The organism is Verminephrobacter aporrectodeae subsp. tuberculatae At4, from assembly GCF_000193225.1.
Lineage (GTDB): Bacteria > Pseudomonadota > Gammaproteobacteria > Burkholderiales > Burkholderiaceae_C > Acidovorax > Acidovorax aporrectodeae.
Genome location: NZ_AFAL01000581.1, coordinates 1 through 1,071, shown reverse-complemented (window position 1 = coordinate 1,071; position 1,071 = coordinate 1). Strand labels below are relative to the sequence as shown.

The window sequence follows — 1,071 nt, the reverse complement described above, 5'->3', positions numbered from 1 at the left end:
GACTTGGCGGGCAACAGGCCGAACACCGCTTCCCCCGGCAGCAGCAACTACACCATTGACACCCAGTCCGGCAGCACAGGCCAGACAAGCGGCCTGAGCGCACGCGTCACGCTGACCGATGACCGCCTTACGACGGGAGAAAAGGCGACCGTCATCATCGCCTTCAACAAACCCGTCACCCGCTTCAGCTTCACGATCGATGACATGGACGCGACCCGGGCCAGCGGCACGCTCAGCGAACCCATACTCAGCGCCGACGGCCGAACCTGGACGGCCACCTTCACGCCCACGGCCAACGTCAACGCCGCGACCAACACCATCAGCGTAAACCTCGCGGGCGTGACCGACGCCGCAGGCACCCCCGGTACCGGCAGCGTCACCAGCGCCAACTTCCGCGTGGACACCGCGCTACCCAACGCCACGATCACGCTGAGCGATACCGCGCTCACCACGGGCGAAACGACGACCGTCACCTTCAGCTTCAACCAAACGGTCATGGGCTTCACGATCGATGACGTCGATCTGACTCAGGCCAACGGCACATTGAGCGCACTCGAATACACACCCGACTCCGACAGCAAAATCTGGACCGCCACCTTCACCCCCAATACCAACGTCAATGTCGCGACCAACACCATCCACGTCAACCTGACCGGCGTAGCCAACCTGGCAGGCCGCTCCGGTACCGGCCCCGCCAGCAGCGCCAACTACACGGTCAACACCGGGCAGTCCACCGCCACCAACCGCCCCACGCTCGCAGCGACCAACCCGATCACGATCGGCGACGACAAACTGAGCATTGGCGAGAGCACCACCGTCACCATCCGCTTCGCCGAAGCCATCGCGACCAACAGCTTCCGCATCGCCGACCTGAGCGTGAGCGGTTACGCGACGCTGTCCAACCTGCGCAGCACCGACGGCGGCACCACCTGGACGGTCACGCTGACGGCCCCGACCGAGCAGGAGATATATGCGAACGGAAACTACGACATCGGCAAGTACAACTCAACGGGCAACCAGATCCGCGTCAACCTCGCCGGCGTGACCAACCCCGCAGGCACCGCCGGTGTG

General features: G+C 64.4%; 1 protein-coding gene. It reads left to right on the top strand.

The window, feature by feature from the left end:
* Positions 1 to 1,071 (top strand): Ig-like domain-containing protein (locus tag VTU_RS33780; protein ID WP_010106967.1); only part of this gene is annotated, 1,071 nt, incomplete at both ends.